Genomic DNA, 22,666 nt, shown 5'->3' on the forward strand with positions numbered 1-22,666 from the left:
GTGACCAGCGACGCAGCACGGACCCTGGAGCTCACGCGAGCCCAGGAGGGCGTGCTCTCGGCGCAGCGGATCGACCCGGAGAACCCCGGCTACAACGTCGGCCAGTACGTGGAACTCCGTGGTCCGCTGGACGTCGACGCCCTGGAGGAGGCCCTCCGCCGCACCCTCGCCGAGGCCGACGGCCTGCACATCCGGCTCGCCGAGCGTGACGGCCGCGCCCTCCAGGTCCCCGTGCCCTTCGACGCCGCCGCCTGGCACCTGCCCCGGCTCGACACCACCGGCGCCGCCTCGCCCGTCGACGCCGCCGTGGAACTCGTCCGGGCCCAGCTCTCCTGCCCGCCCCGCCTCGACGCCGCCGACGGCGAGCCCCCGGCGCTCACCGGCTCGCTGCTGGTGACCGTCGCCCCCGACCACCACCTGTGGTTCCAGTACTTCCACCACCTGGTCGTCGACGGCTACAGCGTCGCCCTGTTCACCCGCCGCGTCGCCGCCGTCTACACCGCCCTGGTCCACGGCGAGCCCGTCCCGGCGTCGCCGTTCGAGTCCGTGGCCCGGCTCGTCGAGGCCGACCGCGCCTACCTCGCCTCCGACCGGCCCGCCGCCGACCGCGCCTACTGGACCGGCCGCCACACCGGCCGCCCGGCCGCCACCGGCCTCACCGAGCAGACCGCCCAGGCCTCCCACACCTTCCTGCGGCACCGCGTCGGCCTCGGCGCCGAGCGCTCCGCCGCCGTCCTGGCCCTCGCCGAGAGCGTCCGCGCCACCTGGGCGGAGGCCGCCACCGCGGCCGTCGCCGCGTACCTGCACCGGATGACCGGCACCTCCGAGGCCGTCCTCGGCATGCACTTCATGGCCCGCAGCGCCCCCGGCACGCTCCGCGTCCCCGGCATGGCCGTCAACGTGCTGCCCGTCCGCCTCGCCGTCGAGCCCGGCGACACGCTCCCCGACCTCGTCCGCCGCGCCGTCGGCGAGCTCAAGGACGCCCGCCGCCACCAGCACTACCGCGGCGAGGACATCCGCCGCGACCTCGGGCTCGTCGGCAGCGAGCAGCGGCTGTACGGGCCGATGCTCAACATCAAGCCCTTCGACCTCGACCTCGACTTCGCGGGCGTCCCCGGACACACCGTCAACCTCGCCTCCGGCCCGGTCGAGGACCTGTCCGTCTCCGTCACCAAGAGCCCCGACGGCGCCCTGCACCTGGAGTTCGACGCCAACCCGGCCCTGTACGACGCCGCGGCCCTCGCCGGTCACGCCGAGCGCTGCGCCGACCTGCTGGCCCGGCTCGCCGCCGACCCCGCCCTCACCCTCGACCGCGCCGAACTCCTCGCCGACGGCGAGCGGGAGGCGGTCCTGCGCACCTGGAACGCCACCGACCGGCCGCTCGCCGCCACCACCCTCGTCGAGCGCATCGCCGAACGGACCGCCGCCACCCCCGACGCCACCGCCGTCGTCTTCGAGGACACCCTCCTCAGCTACCGCGAACTCGACGCCCGCGCCGAGGCCCTGGCCCGCCGGCTGGCCGCCGCCGGAGCCGGCCCGGACACGATCGTCGCCGTCGCCGTGCCGCGCTCCGCCGAGCTGATGACCGCCCTCCTCGGCGTCCTGAAGTCCGGCGCCGCCTACCTGCCGCTCGACACCGACTACCCGGCCGACCGGCTCGCCGCCATGGCCGAGGACGCCCGGCCGGTGCGCGTCGTCACCGTCCGCGCGGTGCTGGACCGGCTCCCGGCCGCCGTCCGGGGGAACGCCCTCCTGCTGGACGAGCCGTTCGAGGACGCCGAGAGCGCCGCCGTCACGCGCCCCGGACCCGACGACGCCGCGTACGTCATCTACACCTCCGGCTCCACCGGCCGCCCCAAGGGCGTCGTCGTCACCCACCGCGCCATCGTCAACCGCCTCGCCTGGATGCAGCACGCCTACCGGCTGCGCGCCGACGACCGGGTGCTCCAGAAGACCCCGGCCAGCTTCGACGTCTCCGTCTGGGAGTTCTTCTGGGCCCTCTGCGAGGGCGCCACCGTCGTCCTCGCCCGCCCCGAGGGCCACAAGGACCCCGCCTACCTGGCCCGGCTCATCGCCGAACGGCACGTCACCACCCTGCACTTCGTCCCCTCCATGCTCCGCGCCTTCCTGGAGGAGCCCTCCGCCGCCCGCTCCTGTGCCGGGCTGCGCCGCGCCTTCTGCTCCGGCGAGGCCCTCCCCGGCGACGTCGTCGAGCGGTGGTACGAGGCGCTCCCCGAGGTGCCGCTGCACAACCTGTACGGGCCCACCGAGGCCGCCGTCGACGTCACGTACCACCGCACCCGCCCCGGCGCCGGCGTGGTCCCGATCGGCCGGCCGGTGTGGAACACCCGCCTGTACGTACTGGACGCCGAGCTGCGCCCGGTCCCCGTCGGCGTCCCCGGCGAGCTGTACCTCGCGGGCGTCCAGCTCGCCCGCGGCTACCTCGACCGCCCCGCCCTGACCGCGTCCCGCTTCGTCGCCGACCCGTACGGGCCGGAAGGCAGCCGCATGTACCGCACCGGCGACCTCGTCCGGTGGGCCGTCGACGAGCACGGCGACGGCGTCGTCGAGTACCTCGGCCGCACCGACGACCAGGTCAAGGTGCGCGGCTTCCGCATCGAACTCGGCGAGATCGAGGCCGCGTTGGAGGCGCTGCCCGGCGTCGCCGGCGCCGCCGTCACCGCCCGCGTGGCCACCCCCGGCGGCACCCGCCGCCTCGTCGGCTACGCCGTGCCCGCCGCCGGGCGGACCCTCGACCCGGAGGAGCTGCGGGCCGGGCTGGCCGCCACGCTGCCCGAGCACATGGTCCCGCCGGTCGTGGTCCTCGACGCCCTGCCGCTCAGCCTCAACGGCAAGCTCGACCGCAAGGCCCTCCCGGACCCGGCGCCCGCCGCCGCGCCCGCCTCCCGCGCCCCCCGCACCGAGGCCGAGCGGGTGCTCGCCGAGGTCGCCGCCGACGTCCTCGGCCTGGACTCCGTCGGCGTCGACGACAACTTCTTCTCCCTCGGCGGCGACAGCATCTCCGCCATCCAGCTCGGCAGCCGCGCCCGCCAGGCGGGCTGGGGCGTCACACCCCGGACCGTCTTCGAGCGCAAGACCATCGCCGCCGTCGCGAGCGCCGCCGAGCGCCTGACCGGCGCGGCCGACGCCCGCGCCGAGGACCGCCGCGAGGACGCGACGGGCCCCCTGCCGGCCACCCCCATCACCGAGTGGCTGCGCGAACGCGGCGGGCCGGTACGGCGGTTCGCCCAGACGACGGTCGTCACCGTCCCGGCCGGGCTGGACCCGGAGCGGCTCACGGCCGCCCTGGACGAGCTGACGCGCCACCACGACGCGCTGCGGATCCGGCTGGTGCCGGGCGGCGCTGTCCGCACCTCGTCGGGTGGTTACGGCGCGGTCGCGGACCGGCAGGACGGCCGCAGCCTGCCGACGGCCGGCACGGGCACGCGGGACGCCGAGGCGGGCCCCGGCCCGGACGGCTCGGGCGCGAGCACGGGCACCGCGCCGCAGGCGGGTGGTCCCGGCCGGGACGGCGGCGCGTCGGCGGCCGGCGCTGCCGGCCGTCCGGGCGCGGGCCCGGTCGGTGCGGGCTCTGGCGTGGCCACTGAGGCCGAGGCGGCCGTGGGCTCGTCGGCGGCCGGGGTCGCCGGTCGTCCGGCCGTGGACCTGGTCGGTGCGGGCTCTGGTGTGGCCACTGGGGACGAGGCGGAGGCCGGTACTTCTGGGCCGGGCGGGGACGTGTCGGTGGCCGGTGTCGCCGGTCGTCCGGGCGCGGGCCCGGTCGGTGCGCGCTCGGGTACGGCCACGGGGGCCGAGGTGGCCGTGGGCTCGTCGGTGGCCGGTCTTGCCGGTCGTCCGGTCGGCGGCGGCGCGTCCGACGGCGGCCCCGCCTGGACCACCGAGATCCTCTCCGCCTCCGCCGCCCCCGGTGTCGTCCTCCACCGCGTGGACCTGGCCGAAGACGGCGACCCCGACGCCGCCGTCGAGCGCGAGCGCGACGCCGCCGTCGACCGGCTCGACCCCGCCGCCGGGGCCGTCCTCGCCGCCACCTGGTGCGACCTCGGCCCCGAGACGCCCGGCCGGCTCGTGCTGGCCGTGCACCACCTCGCCGTCGACGGCGTCTCGTGGCGCGTCCTGCTGCCCGACCTGCGTGCCGCGTACGAGGGCGAGGCCCTCGCGCCCGCGAGCACCCCGCTGCGCCGCTGGGCGCGCGGGCTGCACACCGCCGCCACGTCCGACGCCGTCCGCGCCCAACTGCCGCTCTGGCGCGAGGTCCTGGCGCCCGGCGCCGGGCCGCTGCTCGGGGAGCGGGCCGTGGACCCGGCCCGCGACACCGCCGCGACCAGCCGCACCCTGCGGCTGACCCTGCCCGCCGACCGCACCGCGCCCCTGCTCGCCGAGGTGCCCGCCGCCCGCCGGGCCGGCGTCGACCACGTCCTGCTCACCGGCCTCGCCCTGGCCGTGCTCGGCCGGCGGCGCGAGCGGCAGGGCGCTTCGGCCCCCGCCGACCTGCTGCTGCGCCTGGAGGGCCACGGCCGCCAGGACCACCTCGTCCCCGGCGCCGACACCTCCCGTACCGTCGGCTGGCTCACCAGCGAGTACCCCGCCCGCCTGGACCTGGAAGGCGTCGACCCGGCCGACGCCGGGCGCGCCCTGAGCCTCGTCAAGGAGCAGCTCCGCGCGCTGCCCGACGACGGCACCGGGTACGGCCTGCTGCGGTACCTCGACCCCGAGGCGCGTACCGAACTCGCCGCCGCGCCCGCGCCGCAGCTCCTCTTCAACTACCTCGGCCGGTTCGCCGCCGGCGACGCCCCCTGGACGCCGGCCGGCGACGCGTTCGCCGCGGCCTGCGACCCGGAGCTGCCCGCCGCGCACGCCCTGGAGATCGGCGCGTTCGTCCACGACCGCGCCGAAGGCCCCGAGCTGACCGCCGTGCTCACCTGGCCGGAGGGCGTCCTCACCGAGGAAGCCGTCCGCGACCTCGGCGACCGCTGGTTCCGCGCCCTGGACGGCCTCGCCCAGTGGGCCGCCCGCGCCGGCGAGCCCCGGCCGACCCCCTCCGACGTCCCCCTCGCCGGACTCGGCCAGGCCGCCCTGGACCGCGTCCTCGACGCCCGGCCCGGCACCGAGGACGTCTGGCCGCTCTCCCCGCTCCAGGACGGCCTCCTCTTCCACGCCCTCTACGAGACCGGCGCCGACGGCCTCTACACCTCCCTCACCGGCCTGGAGCTGACCGGCCCGCTCGACGAGGCCGCGCTGCGCCGCGCCGTCGACGCGGTGACCAACCGCCACCCCGCCCTGCGCGCCGCCTTCGACCACACCGCCGCCGACCGGCCGGTGCAGACCGTCGCCGCCCGGGTCACCGTCCCGTGGACCGTCCACGACCTCACCGGCACTCCGGCCGACGCCGTCGACGCCGCCGTGGAGGCCGTCGAGACCGCCGAGGCCACCACCCCGTTCGACCCCACCCGGCCGCCGCTGCTCCGCTGCGCCCTGCTGCGCCTCGGCACCGAGCGGCACCGGCTGGTGCTGACCCGCCACCACCTCGTCATGGACGGCTGGTCCACCCCCGTCCTGCTCCGCGAGATCATCGCCGCCTACGCGGCCGGCGGCGACGCCTCCGCCCTCCCGCCCGCCGCCTCCTACGCCGACCACCTCGCCTGGCTCGACCGGCAGGACACCGCCGCGCACACCGCCGCCTGGCGGACCGCGCTCGACGGCCTGACGGCACCGACGCTGCTCGCCGACACCCTGGCCGACGGCGACCCGGCCGCCGGCGCCACGGCCGGCGAGGTCGACCTGCCGCTGCCCGCCGAGACCGTCACCGCCCTCACCGCGCTCGCCCGCGACCACGGGCTGACCCTCAACACCCTCGTGCAGGGCGCCTGGGCGGTCCTGCTGGGCCGGCTCACCGGCCGTACGGACGTCGTCTTCGGCGCCACCGTCTCCGGCCGGCCCGCCGACATCCCCGGCGTCGAGTCCATCGTCGGCCTCTTCAGCAACACCATCCCCGTCCGCTTCACGGTGGACGAGGACGAGACCGTCGCCGCCGCCCTGGCCCGCCTCCAGGGACAGCAGTCGCGGCTGCTCGACCACCAGTACACGGGACTCGCCGACATCCAGGCGCAGGCCGGGCTCGGCACCCTCTTCGACACCCTGCTGGTCTTCGAGAACTACCCCGTCGACGCCGACGAGCTGACCGCCCCCGACCCCGCCGGCCGCCCCGGGCGCCTCCGCGTCACCGGCATCGGCAACCGCGGCGCCACCCACTACCCGCTGTCCGTCCTCGTCCTGCCGGGTGACGCCCCGCGCATCACCGTCGAGTACCGGCCCGACACCTTCACCGCCGCGCGCGCCGCCGACCTCGGCGAGCGCCTGCTGCGGCTGCTCGACGCCATGGCCGCCCGCCCGGACGCGCCCGTCGGCTCCCTCGACGTCCTCGCCCCGGCCGAGCGCGACACCCTGCTGCGCACCTGGAACGCCACCGAGCGGGCAGTCCCCGCCGGCACGGTCGTCGACGCCTTCGAGGCCCAGGTCGCGGCGACGCCCGACGCCACCGCCGTCGTCTGCGGGGCCGACAGCCTCACCTACGCCGACCTGAGCGCCCGCGCCGACGCCGTCGCCCGTCGCCTCACCGCCCTCGGCGCCGGCCCCGACACCGTCGTGGCCCTCGCCCTGCCCCGCTCCGCCGACCTCGTCGCCGCCGTGTTCGGCACCCTCAAGGCGGGCGCCGCCTACCTGCCGGTGGACCTCGACCACCCGGCCGACCGGGTGGCGCTGATGCTGGACGACGCGGAGCCGGTAGCCGTTCTGACGGTTCGTCAGGTCGCCGACCGGCTGCCTCTCGACGGCCGTACCGCCGTCCTCCTGGAGGAGCTGCCGGACGACACCGACCCGGACGCCCTCCCGCGCCGACCCGCGCTCGACGACCTCGCGTACGTCATCCACACCTCCGGCTCCACCGGCCGACCCAAGGGCGTCCAGGTGCCGCACCGCGGTCTGGTCAACATGCTCGACCACCACCGCTCCACCGTCTTCGCCCGCGCCGTGGAGGCCGCCGGCGGGCGCCGGCTGCGCGCCGCGCACACCGCCTCGTTCTCCTTCGACTCCTCCTGGGAACAGCTCCTCTGGCTGGTCTGCGGCCACGAACTGCACGTCTACACCGAGGAGTCGCGCCGCGACCCGCAGGCCCTCGCGGCCCGGCTGCGCGCCGACCGGATCGACACCCTCGACGTCACCCCGTCGTTCGGCCGCCAGCTCGTCGAGTGGGGCCTGCTGGACGGCGAGGGGCACCGCCCGGTGCTGTTCCTGCTCGGCGGCGAGGCCGTCGACGAGGCCCTGTGGACCCGGATCCGGGAGACCGAGGGCGTCATCGGCCACAACTTCTACGGCCCCACCGAGTACACCGTCGACACCCTCGGCGCCGCCCTCGACGACAGCCCCGCGCCGTCCGTCGGCCGCCCCATCGCCAACACCCGCGTCTACGTGCTCGACGCCCGGCTGCGCCCGGTCCCGGCCGGCGTCCCCGGCGAGCTCTACATCGCCGGCCCCGGCCTCGCCCGCGGTTACGGCAACCGGCCCGGCCTCACCGCGTCCCGCTTCGTCGCCGACCCGTACGGCCCGGACGGCACCCGCATGTACCGCACCGGCGACGTCGTCCGGTGGCGCGCCGACGGCACCCTCGACTACCTCGGCCGCGACGACGACCAGGTGAAGATCCGCGGCTTCCGCGTCGAGACCGGCGAGGTCGAGGCCGCGCTGGCCGCCCTGCCGGCCGTCGCCCAGGCCGCCGTCCTCGCCCGGGGCGCGGCCGGCGGCGTCAAGCGCCTGGTCGGCTACGCCGTCCCCGCGCCCGGCGCCACCGCCGACCCGCGCGAGCTGCGCGCCGCCCTCGCCGAGCGGCTGCCCGAGTACATGGTCCCGTCCGCGATCGTCCTCCTGGACGCGCTGCCGCTGAACGTCAACGGCAAGCTCGACCGGCAGGCGCTGCCCGAGCCCGGCGCCGACGCCTTCGCCGGCACGGCCGGCGGCGGCCGGGCGCCGCGCGACGAGCGCGAGGCCTTGGTGTGCGGCGCGTTCGCCGACGTCCTGGGCCTGCCCGAGGTCGGCCCCGACGACGACTTCTTCGCGCTCGGCGGCCACTCCCTGCTCGCCACCCGCCTCGTCGGCCGGGTCCGCGCCGCGCTGGGCACCCCCGTCACCATCCGCGACCTGTTCGACGCCCGCACCCCCGCCGCCCTCGCGCGCCGGCTCGACGGCGCGGGCGCGGACCGCCCCGGCCCCACCGCCGTCCCGCGCCCGGCCGAGGTACCGCTGTCGCCCGCACAGGCCCGCCTCTGGTTCCTCCAGCAGCTCCAGGGCCCCAGCACCGCCTACACCATCCCCTGCTCGCTGCGGATCGACGGACCGCTCGACCACGACGCCCTGCGCGCCGCGTTCGCCGACGTCGTCGCCCGCCACGAGGCGCTGCGCACCGCCTTCCCGGACGCCGACGGGCACCCGTACCAGCGGGTGCTGACGCCGGAGGAGGCCCGGATCCCGTTCGAGGTGCGGCACGTCGCCCCCGAGCGGCTGGACGAGGCCGTCGCCGAGGCCGGCGCCCGCGCCTTCGACCTGGCCGCCGCGCCCCCGGTGCACGCCACCCTGCTCGCGGCGGGCCCGGACACCCACGTGCTGTGCGTGGCCCTGCACCACATCGTCGGCGACGAGTGGTCCGAGGGCGTGATCCTGCGCGACCTCGACGCCGCCTACGCCGCCCGCCTCCGGGGCGCCGCGCCCGCCTGGCGGCCCCTTCCGCTCCAGTTCGCCGACCACGCCCTGTGGCAGCGCGACCTGCCCTCCGACGACCGCCTGACCGCCTACTGGACCGAGCGGCTCGCCGGCCTCCCCGACGAACTGACCCTGCCCACCGACCGGCCCCGCCCCGCCGAGCCGACCGGCCGCGGCGGCGCCGTCCGGCTGCGGCTGCCCGACGCCCTGCACCGGGCGCTGCGGACGTACGCGCACCGCGCCGGCGTCACCCCGTTCATGGTCACCCAGGCGGCCGGCGCCTTCCTGCTGGGCACCCTCGCCGGGAGCCGTGACGTCGCCCTGGGCTCCCCGGTCGCGGGCCGTGCCGACGAGGCCGTCGAGAACGTCGTCGGATTCTTCGTCAACACCCTCGTCCTGCGGCACGACCTGACCGCCCCCGAGGGCGCCGCGCTCACCTTCGACCGGCTCGTCGAACGGTCCCGGGAGACCGTGCTGGGCGCGCTCGCCCACCAGGACCTGCCCTTCGACCGGCTGGTGGAGATCGTCAGCCCCGAGCGGTCGCTCGGCCGGCACCCGCTGTTCCAGGTGATGGTCCAGCACCGCAAGGAGGCCACCGGCCTGGACGCCCTGTTCGGCGCCCGCACGGCGCTGCTCCCGGACCCGCTGCACGCGGCCCGCTTCGACCTGGCGTTCACCTTCGTGGAGTCCGCCGACGGCGCGCACACCGACCTCACCGTCATCCACGCGTCCGACCTGTACGACCACGGCACCGCCGAACTCCTCGCCGAGCGGCTGCTGCACGTCCTGGAGCAGGCGCTCGCCGCCCCCGGCCGGCCCCTGGACCGCGTCGAGGTGACGAGCCCGCGCGAGCGCCGGGCGCTGGCGGGGGAGTGGAACGCCACCGAGCACCCCGTGGCCCCGGGCACCCTCGTCACCCGGTTCGCCGAGTGGTCGGCCGCGACGCCCGACGCGACGGCCGTCGTGTACGAGGGGCGCGAGCTGACGTACCGTCAACTCGACGAGCAGACAAGTGCGTTGGCCGGGCGGCTGGCCGCCCTCGGTGCCGGGCCCGACCGGATCGTGGCGGTCGCCGTCCCGCGCTCGGCCGAGCTGATGGCCGCCCTGCTGGGCGTCCTGAAGGCCGGGGCCGCCTACCTCCCCCTGGACCTCGACCACCCGGCCGAGCGTCTCACGGGCATGGTGGCCGACGCCGCCCCCGTGGCCGTGGTGACCGTCGGCACCGCCCGCGAGCGGCTGCCGCGCCTCGACGGTACGCCCGTCGTCCTCGTCGACGAGCCCGCCCGGGAGGTCGCGGTGCCGGCCCCCGCCGCGCCGCACCACGCCGCGTACGTCATCTACACCTCCGGCTCCACCGGCCGCCCCAAGGGCGTCGTGGTGACGCACGAGGCGATCGTCAACCGCCTGGACTGGATGCGGGAGGCGTACGGCGTCCGGCCCGCCGACCGGATCCTCCAGAAGACCCCGGCGAGCTTCGACGTCTCCGTCTGGGAGTTCTTCCTGCCCCTGGTCAGCGGCGCCGCCGTGGTCCTCGCCCGGCCCGGCGGCCACCGCGAACCGGACTACCTCGCCGGCCTCGCCGCCGAAACCTCCGTCACCACCGCCCACTTCGTCCCCTCCATGCTCACGGCCTTCACCACGGCCGCCGAGCAGGACGAGGCCGTCCGCTCCGGCTTCGCCGGCGTCCGGCGCGTCTTCTGCTCCGGCGAGGCGCTGCCCGCCGCCGCCGTGGACCGCTTCGCCGCGCTCTGGCCGCACATCGAGCTGCACAACCTGTACGGGCCCACCGAGGCCGCCGTCGACGTCACCTACCACCGGGCCGAACCCGGGGCCGGCGTCGTCCCGATCGGCCGCCCGGTGTGGAACACCCGGCTGCACGTCCTCGACGCGGCGCTGCGCCCGACGCCGGTCGGCGTCCCCGGCGAGCTGTACCTCGCGGGCGTCCAGCTCGCCCGCGGCTACCTGAACCGGCCCGGACTCACCGCGTCCCGCTTCGTCGCCGACCCCTACGGGCCCGCCGGCAGCCGCGTGTACCGCACCGGCGACCTCGTGCGCCGCCGCGCCGACGGCTCCGTCGAGTACCTCGGCCGCACCGACGACCAGGTGAAGATCCGCGGGTTCCGCATCGAACTCGGCGAGATCGAGGCCGCGTTGGCGGAACTGCCGGCCGTCGCCCAGGCCGCCGTCGTCGCCCGCCCCCTGGCCCCCGGCGGCTCCCGGCAGCTCGTCGGCTACGCCGTCCCGGCCGCCGGCCACCCCTGCGACCCCGAGGACCTGCGCGCCGCCCTCGCCACGCGCCTCCCCGAGCACATGGTCCCCGCCGTCATCGGCCTCCTGGACGCGCTGCCGCTGAGCGTCAACGGCAAGCTCGACCGCAAGGCCCTGCCCGAGGTCGGCGAGGACGAGAACTTCTTCGCCCTGGGCGGCGACAGCATCGTCTCCATCCAGCTCGTCAGCGCCGCCCGCAAGGCCGGCTTCACCGTCGCCGCCAAGGACGTCTTCCAGCACCCCACCCCGGCCGCCCTCGCCGCCGCCGGCGGCACGGCCCCCGCCGCGGAACCCGCCCCGGCCGCCGTGGCCGAGGACGGCGAACTGCCCCCGCTGCCCGTCGTCCACTGGCTGCGCGAACGCGGCGGCCCCATCGACCGGTTCAACCAGTCGGTACTGCTCACCGTCCCCGCCGGGCTCCGCCCGGACGCCCTGCGCGCGGCCCTCGCCGACCTCGCCCGCAACCACCCGGCCCTGCGCCTGCGCCTGGACCGGACGGACGGGCTGTGGACGCAGGAAATCCTGCCCGCCGACACGGCCCCCGCCGTGACCGACCCGGCCACCCTGCGTCAGGCGGACCTCACCGGCCTGGACGCCGGCGCCCTGCGGGACCTGCTCGTCAAGGAGGCCGACGCCTCCGCCGCCGCGCTCGACCCCGCCACCGGCACCGTCCTGCGCGCCGTCCACGGCGACGCCGGACCGGACGCCGACGGCCGGCTCCTGCTGACCGTCCACCACCTGGCCGTGGACGGCGTCTCCTGGCGGATCCTGCTCCCCGAGCTCACCGAGGCGTACACCGCCCGGGCCGAAGGCCGCACCCCCGCCCTCGAACCCGAGACCACCGGACTGCGCGCCTGGACCGCCCAGTTGCTCGACCACGCCCACACCCGGGCCCGCACCGCCGAGACCGCCCACTGGCGCACCGCGCTCGCCGGGCCGCAGGCACCCCTGTCCCGTACACCCGCCGACCCGCGCCGCGACACCACCGCCACCCTGCGGACCCTGCGCCGCACCCTGCCCGCCGACCGCACCGCACCCCTGCTGACCACCGTGCCGCAGGCTTTCTCCGCCGGCGTGGACGACGTCCTGCTGGCCGGCCTCGCCCTCGCCGCCGCCGACTGGCGCCGCACCGCGAACCCCGCCCTGCCCGCCGCCTACACCGGGGCCCTCCAGATCGACCTCGAAGGCCACGGCCGCGGCGGCAGCGACACCGCCGGGCTCACCCCCGACCTGTCGCGCACCGTCGGCTGGTTCACCACCGTCCACCCCGTCCGCCTGGACGTCTCCACCCTCGACGTGGCCGACGCCCTGGCCGGCGGCCCGGCGGCCGGCGACGCCCTCAAGCGGGTCAAGGAGCAGCTGCGGGCGGCCCCCGACCGCGGCCTCGGCCACGGCCTGCTGCGCCACCTCAACGCCCAGACCGCCCCCCTGCTCGCCGCGCTCCCCGCCTCCCAGCTCCTCTTCAACTACCGGGGGCGTACCGACCACCAGGGTGGACCGCGCGACGGCCGCTGGCCCTTCGCCCCCGACGCGGAGCGGGCCGCCGTCGCCGAGGGCGCCGCGCCGGACCCGGCCATGCCGGCCGGGTACCCGCTGGAGCTCGACGCCGTCGTCACCACCGGCCCCGACGGCCGGCCGGAACTGGCCGTCGAGTGGAGCTGGCCCCGGGCCCTGTTCACCGACGACCAGGTGGCCGAGCTCGCCGACCGCCACTTCGCCGCGCTCGACGCCCTCGCCCGGCACACCGCCGACCCGCACGCCGGCGGCATCACCCCGTCCGACGTCCGTCTGGTCAGCCTCGACCAGAAGCGCATCGACCGCCTCGAAGCCCGCCTGCGCAGGCGCCGATGAACCCCGACCAGCAGCCCACCGCCCCCTCTCCCTCCTGGACCGAGAACCCCACCATGAACGACGCCACCGCACCGACCCAGGCCGACTCCGCAGCGGGGTCCGCGCTGGAGGACGTCTACCCGCTGTCCTCCCTCCAGGAGGGCCTCCTCTTCCACGCCGTCTACGACGAGGACGCCCGCGACGTCTACGTCGTCCAGTCCCACCTCGACCTCGAAGGGCCGCTGGAAACGGCCGACTTGACGGCCGCCGCCGACGCCCTGCTGCGCCGCCACGCCAACCTGCGCGCCGGCTTCTGGTACGACGACGGCGAGGAGCCCGTCCAGTTCGTCCCCCGGCACGTCGACACCCCCGTGCGGGAACGCGACCTCACCGCCCTCGCCGGCGACCCGGCCGCCCGGGAGGACGCGGTCCGCGCGGCCATGGACGAGGACTGGAACCACCGCTTCGACCTCGCCGAACCGCCCCTGCTGCGGCTCACCCTGCTCCGCCTGGACGACGGGCGCGCCCGCCTCGTCATCACCTGCCACCACCTGCTCCTCGACGGCTGGTCCATGCCGATCCTGGTGCGGGAGCTGCTCACCCTCGTCGGCTCGCGCGGCGACCTCGCCGCCCTGCCGCCCGTCCGCCCCTACCGCGACCACCTCGAACTGCTCGCCACCCGCGACACCGAAGCCGCGCGCCGGGCCTGGGCCGCCGCCCTCGACGGGTTCACCGAGCCGCACCCGGTGGCCCCCGGCGCCGCCCTCGGCGCGGCCGTCGAACCCGGCACCGTCGAGACGGAGGCCGGCCCCGAACTCACCGCCGCCGTCACCGCCGTGGCCCGCGCCCGCGGCCTCACCCTCGGCAACGTCGCCCACACCCTCTGGGGCGTCCTCGTCGGCTCCCTCACCGGCGCCCGGGACGTGGTCAGCGGCACCACCGTCTCCGGCCGCCCCGCCGACCTGCCCGGCGCCGAGACCATGGTCGGCCTGTTCATCAACACCCTGCCGGTCCGCGTCCGGTTCACCCCCGACGCCACCCTCGCCGGCACCGCCGCGGCCGTCCAGGCCGACCAGGCCGCCCTCCTCGACCACCAGCACCTGGGCCTCGGCGGCATCCAGCGCCTCACCGCCGTCGACGGCCCCCTCTTCGACACCCTGCTCGTCGTCGAGAACTACACCGGCAGCGACGACGTCTCCGACACCCTCGGCGCGGCCGCCGCCGCGAGCGGCCTGCGCGTCACCGGCCTGGGCGCCCGCGACGCCACCCACTACCCGCTGACGATGTCCGTGCTGCCCGGCACCACCCTGCGCCTCGAACTCGGCTACCGCACCGACCTGTTCGACGACGCCGCGGCCCGCCGCGTCACCGACCGCTTCCTGCGCCTGCTCACCCTCTTCGCCGAGCAGCCCGACACCCCGCTGGCCCGGCTCGACACGCTGCTGCCCGGCGAGGGCGAGGAGCTCACGGCCGCCGCCGACGGCGGCGAACACCCCGTCCCGGCCGGCACGGTCACCGACCTGTTCACCGCGCAGGCCGCCCGCACCCCCGACGCCACCGCCCTCACCGGCCCGGCCCTCGACGGCGGCACCGAACACCTCACCTTCGCCGCCCTCGACGCCCGCTCCGACCGGCTCGCCCGGCTGCTCCGCGACCGGGGCCTCGCCGCCGAACGTGTCGCCGCCCTCGCCCTGCCCCGCTCCACCGCGTCCGTCACCGCGATCCTCGCCGTCCTCAAGGCCGGCGGCGCCTACCTGCCGATGGACCTCGACCACCCCGACGAGCGCCTCGCCCTGCTCCTCGACGACGCCCGGCCCACCCTGCTGCTCACCACCCGCGAGGTCGCCGGCCGGCTGCCCGCCGCCCCCGGCACCACCACCGTCCTCCTCGACGACCCGGACGTCCGCGCGGCCCTCGACGCCCTGCCCGCCGGCCCGCTCACCGACGCCGAGCGCGGCGGCCCGGCCGACCCCGCCCACCCGGCGTACGTCATCCACACCTCCGGTTCCACCGGCCGCCCCAAGGGCGTCGTCATCGAGCACCGCGGCCTCACCGCGCTCGCCCACGACCACCTCGACACCGTCTTCGCCGACGCCGTCCGCGCCACCGGCCGCGACCGGCTGCGCGCCCTGCACACCGCCTCGTTCTCCTTCGACTCCTCCTGGGAACAGCTCATCTGGCTGATCGGCGGCCACGAGCTGCACGTCCTCGGCGAGGACGAGCGCCGCGACGCCGAGGCCGTCGTCGCTCACGTCCGCGCCCACCGCGTCGACACCCTCGACGTCACCCCGACCTACGCCCAGCAGCTCCTCGACAGCGGCCTCCTCGACCCCGCCGCCCCGCACCGCCCGGCGGTGCTGCTGCTCGGCGGCGAGGCCGTGCCCGAGGCCCTCTGGGCGCGGCTGCACCGCGCGCCCGGCCTCACCTGCGTCAACTACTACGGGCCCACCGAGTTCACCGTCGACGCCCTCGTCGCCGACCTCGCCGACAGCCCCACCCCCACCGTCGGCCGCCCGCTGCGCAACACCCGCGCGCACGTCCTCGACGGCATGCTCCGCCCGGTCCCGGCGGGCGTCCCCGGCGAGCTCTACCTCGCCGGCACCCAGCTCGCCCGCGGCTACCTCGACCGCCCCGGACTCACCGCGTCCCGCTTCGTCGCCGACCCCTACGGGCCGGCCGGCAGCCGCATGTACCGCACCGGCGACCTCGTCCGCCGCCGCCCCGACGGCGGCCTGGACTTCCTCGGCCGCACCGACGACCAGGTGAAGATCCGCGGCTACCGCATCGAACTCGGCGAGATCGAGGCCGTCCTCGCCGACCAGCCCGCCGTCGGCCACGCCGCCGTCCTCGTCCGCACCACCGCGAGCGGCATCAAGCGCGTCGTCGCCTACGTCGTCCCCGCCCCCGGCGCCACCCCCGACACCGGGGACCTGCGGGCCGCCTGCGCGGCCCGGCTGCCCGAGTACATGGTCCCCTCGGCCTTCGCCGTCCTCGACGCGCTCCCGCTCAACGTCAACGGCAAGATCGACCGCACCGCGCTGCCGTCCGACGACGCCCTCGACTACGCCGGAAGCGCCGACGACCGCGAACCGGCCGACGCCACCGAGGCGCTGCTCTGCCGGATCCTCGCCGAGGTACTCGAACTCCCGCGAGCCGGCGTCCACGACGACTTCTTCCGCCTCGGCGGCGACAGCATCACCTCCATCCGCCTCGTCGGCGCCGCCCGCGCCGAGGGCCTCACCCTCAGCCCCCGCGACGTCTTCGAGGCCCGCACCCCCGCCGGACTCGCCGAGCGTGCCCGCCGCGAAACCCCCGCCGCCGCGCCGGCCACCGCCACCGAACTGCCCCGGCCCGGCGACCGGGACCTCGCCGCCGTCCGCGCCGCCGTGCCCGGCGACCCGGAACTCTGGCCGCTCTCCCCGCTCCAGCGCGGCCTCCTCTTCGAAGCCCTCTACGACCAGGACGCGCTCGACGTCTACACCTCCCGCGACGTCGTCACCCTCCGCCGGCCCGTCCCGGCCGACGCGCTGCGCACCGCCGTCACCGCCGTCCTCGACCGCCACCCCAACCTGCGCGCCGGCTTCCTGCACGACGGCCTCGACGAGCCCGTCCAGTTCGTCCCGGCCGCCGTGGACGTGCCCGTCACCGAGGCCGACCTGCGCCACCTCGCGCCGGAGGCCGCCGCGGCCGAACTCGCCCGCCTCCAGGACGCCGAGGCCCGCACCCGCTTCGACCTGACGAACCCGCCGCTGCTGCGCCTGGTCTCCGTCCTCACCCCCGACGGCCGCCAGCACCTCCTCGTCACCAACCACACCCTGCTCTGGGACGGCTGGTCGTCCGGGCTGTTCCTCCAGGAACTCCTGGCCCACTGCCACGCCCTCGTCACCACCGGCGCCCTCGCGGCCCCCGAGGGCGAAGAACCGCTCCCGTACCGGGACTTCCTCGCCTGGCTGCACGCCCAGGACACCGCCGCCGGCGAAGAGGCGTGGCGCGCGGCGCTGGCCGGCGTCGAGGAGCCGACCCTCGTCGCCCCGCACGCCCGCGAGCGCGCCTCGCTCCTGCCCGAGGAGCACACCACCGCGCTCACCGCCGAGCTGAGCGCCCGTGTCACCGGCTGGGCCCAGGCCCACGGCCTGACCCTCAACACCGTGCTCTCCGGCGTCTGGGGCCTGCTGGTCGCCGGCATCACCGGCCGCCAGGACGTGGTCTTCGGGACGACCGTCTCCGGCCGCCCCGCCGAGCTCCCCGGCATCGAGCGGACCGTGGGCATGTTCCTCAACACCGTCCCCGTCCGCGTCCGCCTGGACCGCGACGAGACGGCCGCCGCCCTCCTCACCCGGCTCCAGCGGGAACAGGCGGCCCTCCTGCCCCACCACCAGCTCAGCCTCGGCGCCATCCAGCGCACCACCGGCCTCGGCCGCCTCTTCGACACCCTCCAGGTGCTCCGCAACACCCCCGTCGACCAGGACGAGCGCGATCGGGTCGGCGAGGCCCTCGGCGTCGACGAGGTCACCGACGTCGACGCCACGCACTTCCCGCTCATCTTCACCGCCAACCCCGGCGAGCGGCTCACCTTCGACTGGAAGTTCCGCCCGGACGCCTTCGACCGCGCCACCGTCGAAGAGCACGCGAGCCGGCTCGTCACCCTGCTCGACCGGATCACCGCGGGCCCCGACGTCCCCGTCCGCTCCCTCGACCTGCTCACCGAGCGGGAGCGCGGCCTGATCCTGGGGGAGTGGGCCGCCACGGACCGCGAGCTGCCGGACGCCTCGGTGGCCGACCTGCTGGCCGAGCGCGCCGCCGCCGTACCGGACGCCGTGGCGCTCGTCGCCGGCGACCGCGTCTGGACCTACGCCGAACTCGACGCGCGGGTGAACCGCCTGGCGCGGCTGTTCCTGTCGTGGGGCGCCGGCCCCGAGCGGGTGGTGGCCCTCGGGCTGCCCCGGTCGCCCGAGATGGTGGCCGCGCTGTTCGCCGTCCTGCGCGCCGGCGCCGCCTATCTGCCGCTGGAACTCGATTACCCGGCCGACCGGCTCGCCTACATGGTCGCCGAGACCCGTCCCGTCGTCCTCGTGACCGATTCCTCGGTCCGCGACCGGATGCCCGAGGTGGACGGCGTCCCGGTCGTCGAGCTGGACGATCCGGCGGTGACCGCCGAACTCGCCGCGCTGCCGGGCGACTCCGTGGACGCGGACGTCGATCTCGATGCCGCCGCCTACGTCATTTTCACGTCGGGGTCGACGGGTCGGCCGAAGGGTGTGGTGACGCCCTATCGGGGTCTGACGAATATGCAGTTGAACCATCGGGAGGCGATTTTCGAGCCGGTGGTGGCTGCGGCGGGTGGGCGGCGGTTGCGGATCGCGCACACGGTGTCGTTCTCCTTCGACATGTCGTGGGAGGAGTTGCTGTGGCTGGTGGAGGGGCATGAGGTGCATGTCCTGGACGAGTCGCTGCGGCGGGACGCCGAGGGGCTGGCGGCGTACTGCGCCGAGCACGAGGTCGACGTCATCAATGTGACGCCCTCGTACGCCCAGGCCCTCGTCGAGTGCGGACTGCTCGACGACGGCCGGCACCGGCCCGTCCTCGTCCTCCTCGGCGGCGAGGCCGTACCCGAGTCCCTCTGGACCCGCCTCAAGGACACCCCCGGCCTCATCGGTTACAACCTGTACGGTCCGACCGAGTACACGATCAACACGCTCGGCGGCGGCACGCTGGACAGCGACACCGCGACCGTCGGCCGTCCGATCTGGAACACCCGCGCCCATGTCCTCGACGCCTGGCTGCGGCCCGTGCCGGTCGGCGTCCCGGGCGAGCTGTACGTGTCGGGCGTCGGCCTGGCGCGCGGCTACCTGGACCGCCCGGGCCTGACGGCGGGCCGTTTCGTGGCGGATCCGTTCGGGGAGCCGGGTGCGCGGATGTACCGCACGGGTGATGTGGTGCGGTGGCGGCAGGACGGGCTGCTGGACTTCCTCGGCCGCGTCGACGACCAGGTCAAGATCCGCGGCTACCGCGTCGAACCCGGCGAGATCGAGGACGCCCTGGCCGCGCACCCCTCCGTCGCCCAGGCCGCCGTCGTCGTCCGCGAGGACACCCCCGGCGTCAAGCGCCTGGCCGCCTACCTGGTCCCGGCCGGGCCGCGGGGCGTCGACACCGCCGACGTCCGCCGGACGCTCGCCGCGGCGCTGCCGGAGTACATGGTCCCGTCGGCGTTCGTCGTCCTCGACACGCTGCCGCTGACCGTCAACGGCAAGCTCGACCGCAAGGCCCTCCCCGCCCCGGACCTCGGCGGCAGCGGCACCGGCCGCGCCCCCCGGAACGAGCGCGAGGAACGGCTCTGCGCCCTCTTCGGCGAGGTCCTGGGCGTCCAGGGCGTGGGCCCCGACGACCACTTCCTCGACCTCGGCGGCCACTCCCTGCTGGCCACCCGCCTGGTCAGCAGGATCCGGAGCGAGCTCGGCACCGACCTCGCCGTCCGCGACCTCTTCGAGGCCCCCACCCCGGCCGCGCTCGCCGAGCGCACGTCCGGTTCCGCCGGCGACCGCCCCGCCCTGACGCGCCGCGACCGCCCGGCCGAGCTGCCGCTCTCGCACGCGCAGCGGCGCATGTGGTACCTCCAGAACCTCGACGACGCGGGTGCCACCTACAACGTTCCGCTCGTCGTCCGCGTGACCGGCCCCCTGGACGAGGACGCGCTGCGGCACGCCGTGGCCGACGTGACCGGGCGCCACGAGAGCCTCCGGACGGTCGTCGGCGAGCACGACGGCCGGCCCGTGCAGCGGATCCTGGACACGCCCGACCCCGCCCGCGTCCTGCACACCGCCACGACGACGGAGGAGACGCTGGCGGCGGACGTCGAGGCGGCCGTCCGCCACCCCTTCGACCTCGCGCGTGAACTGCCGTTGCGCGTCACGGCGCTGGAGATCGGACCCGAGGACCACGTCCTCGTCCTCCTCTTCCACCACATCGCCGGCGACGAGTGGTCGATGCTGCCGTTCATCGAGGACCTCACCGCCGCCTACACCGCCCGCGCGGCGGGCATGGCACCGGCCTGGGAGCCGCTGCCCGTGCAGTACGCCGACTACACGCTCTGGCAGCGCGAACTGCTCGGCGACCCGGCCGACGAGCGCAGCGCCCACCACCGCCAGACGGCCTACTGGCGGCAGGCCCTGGACGGCCTGCCCGAGGAGCTGGCCCTGCCCCGCGACCGGGCGCGCGGCCGGGACACCGGCCACCGCGGCGACACCGTGCGCGCCCAGGTGCCGCCCGCCGTCTACCGGGGCCTCCGCGACGCGGCGACGGCCACCGGCACCACTACGTTCATGGTGCTCCAGGCCGCCGTCGCCACGCTCCTGCACCGGCTGGGCGCCGGGGACGACATCCCCCTCGGCGCGCCCGTCGCGGGCCGCTCGGACGCGGCGCTCGACGGACTCGTGGGCTTCTTCGTCAACACCCTCGTCCTGCGCAACGACCTGTCCGGCGACCCGACGTTCACCGAACTGCTCGGCCGCGTCCGCGAGAACGACCTGGCCGCCTTCGCCCACCAGGACCTGCCGTTCGACAGCCTCGTCGAGGCGCTCAACCCGCCGCGCGCGGCCGGCCGGCACCCGCTGTTCCAGGTGATGCTCGGCTACCAGAACAACGACGGCCGCGCCGGCCGGCTCCTGGGGCTGGAGAGCCGGATCCTGCCCTTCGAGCTCGGCGCCGCCAAGTTCGAGCTCGACTTCAACTTCGAGGAGACGCCCTCCGACGAAGAGATCGACATCGCCTTCGAGTACGCGGTCGACCTCTACGACCGCGCCACCGCCGAGTCCCTCGTCGAGCGCCTCCTCTCGCTCCTCGCCCAGATCGCCGAGGACCCGCACCGCCGCGTCGGCACCCTGGACGTGCTGACCGGGCGGGAGCGCGGCCTGGTCCTGGGGGAGTGGGCGGCGACGGACCGGGAGCTGCCGGAGAAGTCGGTGGCGGAGCTGCTGGCCGAGCGCGCCGCGACCGTGCCGGACGAGGTGGCGCTCGTCGCCGGCGAGCGGGTGTGGACGTTCGCCGAGCTGGACGCCGAAGTCGACCGCCTGGCACGGCTGCTGCTGGCCCGGGGCGCCGGCCCCGAGCGGGTGGTCGCCCTCGGGCTGCCCCGGTCGCTGGAGATGGTCGCGGCGCTGTTCGCGGTCCTGCGCGCCGGCGCCGCCTATCTGCCGCTGGAGCTCGACTACCCGGTGGACCGGCTCGCCTACATGGTCGCCGAGACCCGCCCGGTCGTCCTCCTGACCGACTCGACCGCCCGCGACCGGATGCCGGACGTGCACGGCGTCCCGGTCGTCGAACTGGACGATCCGTCCGTCGCCGAGGAACTGGCCGGCTTCCCGGTCGGCCCGGTGGACGCGGACGTCGATCTCGACGCGGCGGCGTACGTCATTTTCACGTCGGGGTCGACGGGTCGGCCGAAGGGTGTGGTGACGCCGTACCGGGGTCTGACGAATATGCAGCTCAATCACCGGGAGGCGATTTTCGAGCCGGTGGTGGCTGCGGCGGGTGGGCGGCGGTTGCGGATCGCGCACACGGTGTCGTTCTCCTTCGACATGTCGTGGGAGGAGTTGCTGTGGCTGGTGGAGGGGCATGAGGTGCATGTCCTGGACGAGTCGCTGCGGCGGGACGCGGAGGGGCTGGCGGCGTACTGTGCCGAGCACGCGGTGGACGTCATCAATGTGACGCCCTCGTACGCCCAGGCCCTCGTCGAGTGCGGACTGCTGGACGAGGACCGGCACCGGCCGGCGCTGGTCCTGCTGGGCGGCGAGGCCGTGGCCGAATCCCTGTGGACGCGGCTGCGCGAGACGCCCGGCGTGATGGGCTACAACCTGTACGGACCGACCGAGTACACGATCAACACGCTCGGCGGCGGCACGCTGGACAGCGACACGGCGACCGTCGGCCGTCCGATCTGGAACACCCGCGCGCACGTCCTCGACGCCCACCTGCGGCCCGTCCCGGTCGGCGTCCCCGGCGAGCTCTACGTCTCCGGCGTCGGTCTCGCCCGGGGCTACCTCGACCGCCCCGGCCTCACCGCCGGCCGTTTCGTGGCGGATCCGTTCGGGGAGCCGGGTGCGCGGATGTACCGCACGGGTGATGTGGTGCGGTGGCGGCAGGACGGGCTGCTGGACTTCCTCGGCCGCGTCGACGACCAGGTCAAGATCCGCGGCTACCGCGTCGAACCCGGCGAGATCGAGGACGCGCTGACCGCCGACGACGCGGTGGCGCAGGCCGCCGTCGTGGTCCGCGAGGACGTCCCCGGCGTCAAGCGCCTGGCCGCCTACCTCGTCCCCGCCGCCTCCGGCGCCGTGGACGTCGCGGACCTCCGCCGGGCGCTGGCCGCCCGGCTGCCGGAGTACATGGTCCCGTCGGCGTTCGTCGTCCTCGACGCCCTGCCGCTGACCGTCAACGGCAAACTCGACCGCAAGGCCCTGCCCGCGCCCACCGCCGCCGACACGGCCGTGGGCGGCACCGGGCGGGCCCCGCGCGACGCCGTGGAGAAGACGCTGTGTAACGTCTTCGCCGAGGTGCTCGGACTGCCCGACGTCGGCGTCGACGACGGCTTCTTCGACCTCGGCGGCCACTCGCTGCTGCTGATGTCCCTGCTGCACGGCGTCCGCGACGCGTTCGGCACCCGGCTGACCGTCGCCGACCTGCTGGCCCGGCCCACCGTCGCCGAGCTCGCGGCCCTCCTCGCCGCCCGGTCCGGCGAAGAGGCTCCCGAGAACCCCGAGGACCCCGAGAACCCGGAGAACGCGGCAGCCTCTTCCTGAGCCAC

Annotated in this window: 1 protein-coding gene and 1 pseudogene; both read left to right on the forward strand. The window is 76.2% G+C overall.

Features of this window, described 5'->3' with window-relative positions; translation table 11 throughout:
* Positions 1–12,888, forward strand: coding sequence for an amino acid adenylation domain-containing protein (locus tag ACSNOK_RS03945; RefSeq protein WP_436779129.1), 12,888 nt, complete (start codon positions 1–3; stop codon positions 12,886–12,888).
* Positions 12,885–22,577, forward strand: a pseudogene (locus ACSNOK_RS03950) (amino acid adenylation domain-containing protein); the annotation flags it as partial. The gene ACSNOK_RS03945 and the pseudogene ACSNOK_RS03950, both read left to right, overlap by 4 nt.
* Between the last annotated feature and the right edge of the window lie 89 nt (positions 22,578–22,666).

This window comes from Streptomyces sp. URMC 126, assembly GCF_051386555.1.
GTDB lineage: Bacteria > Actinomycetota > Actinomycetes > Streptomycetales > Streptomycetaceae > Streptomyces.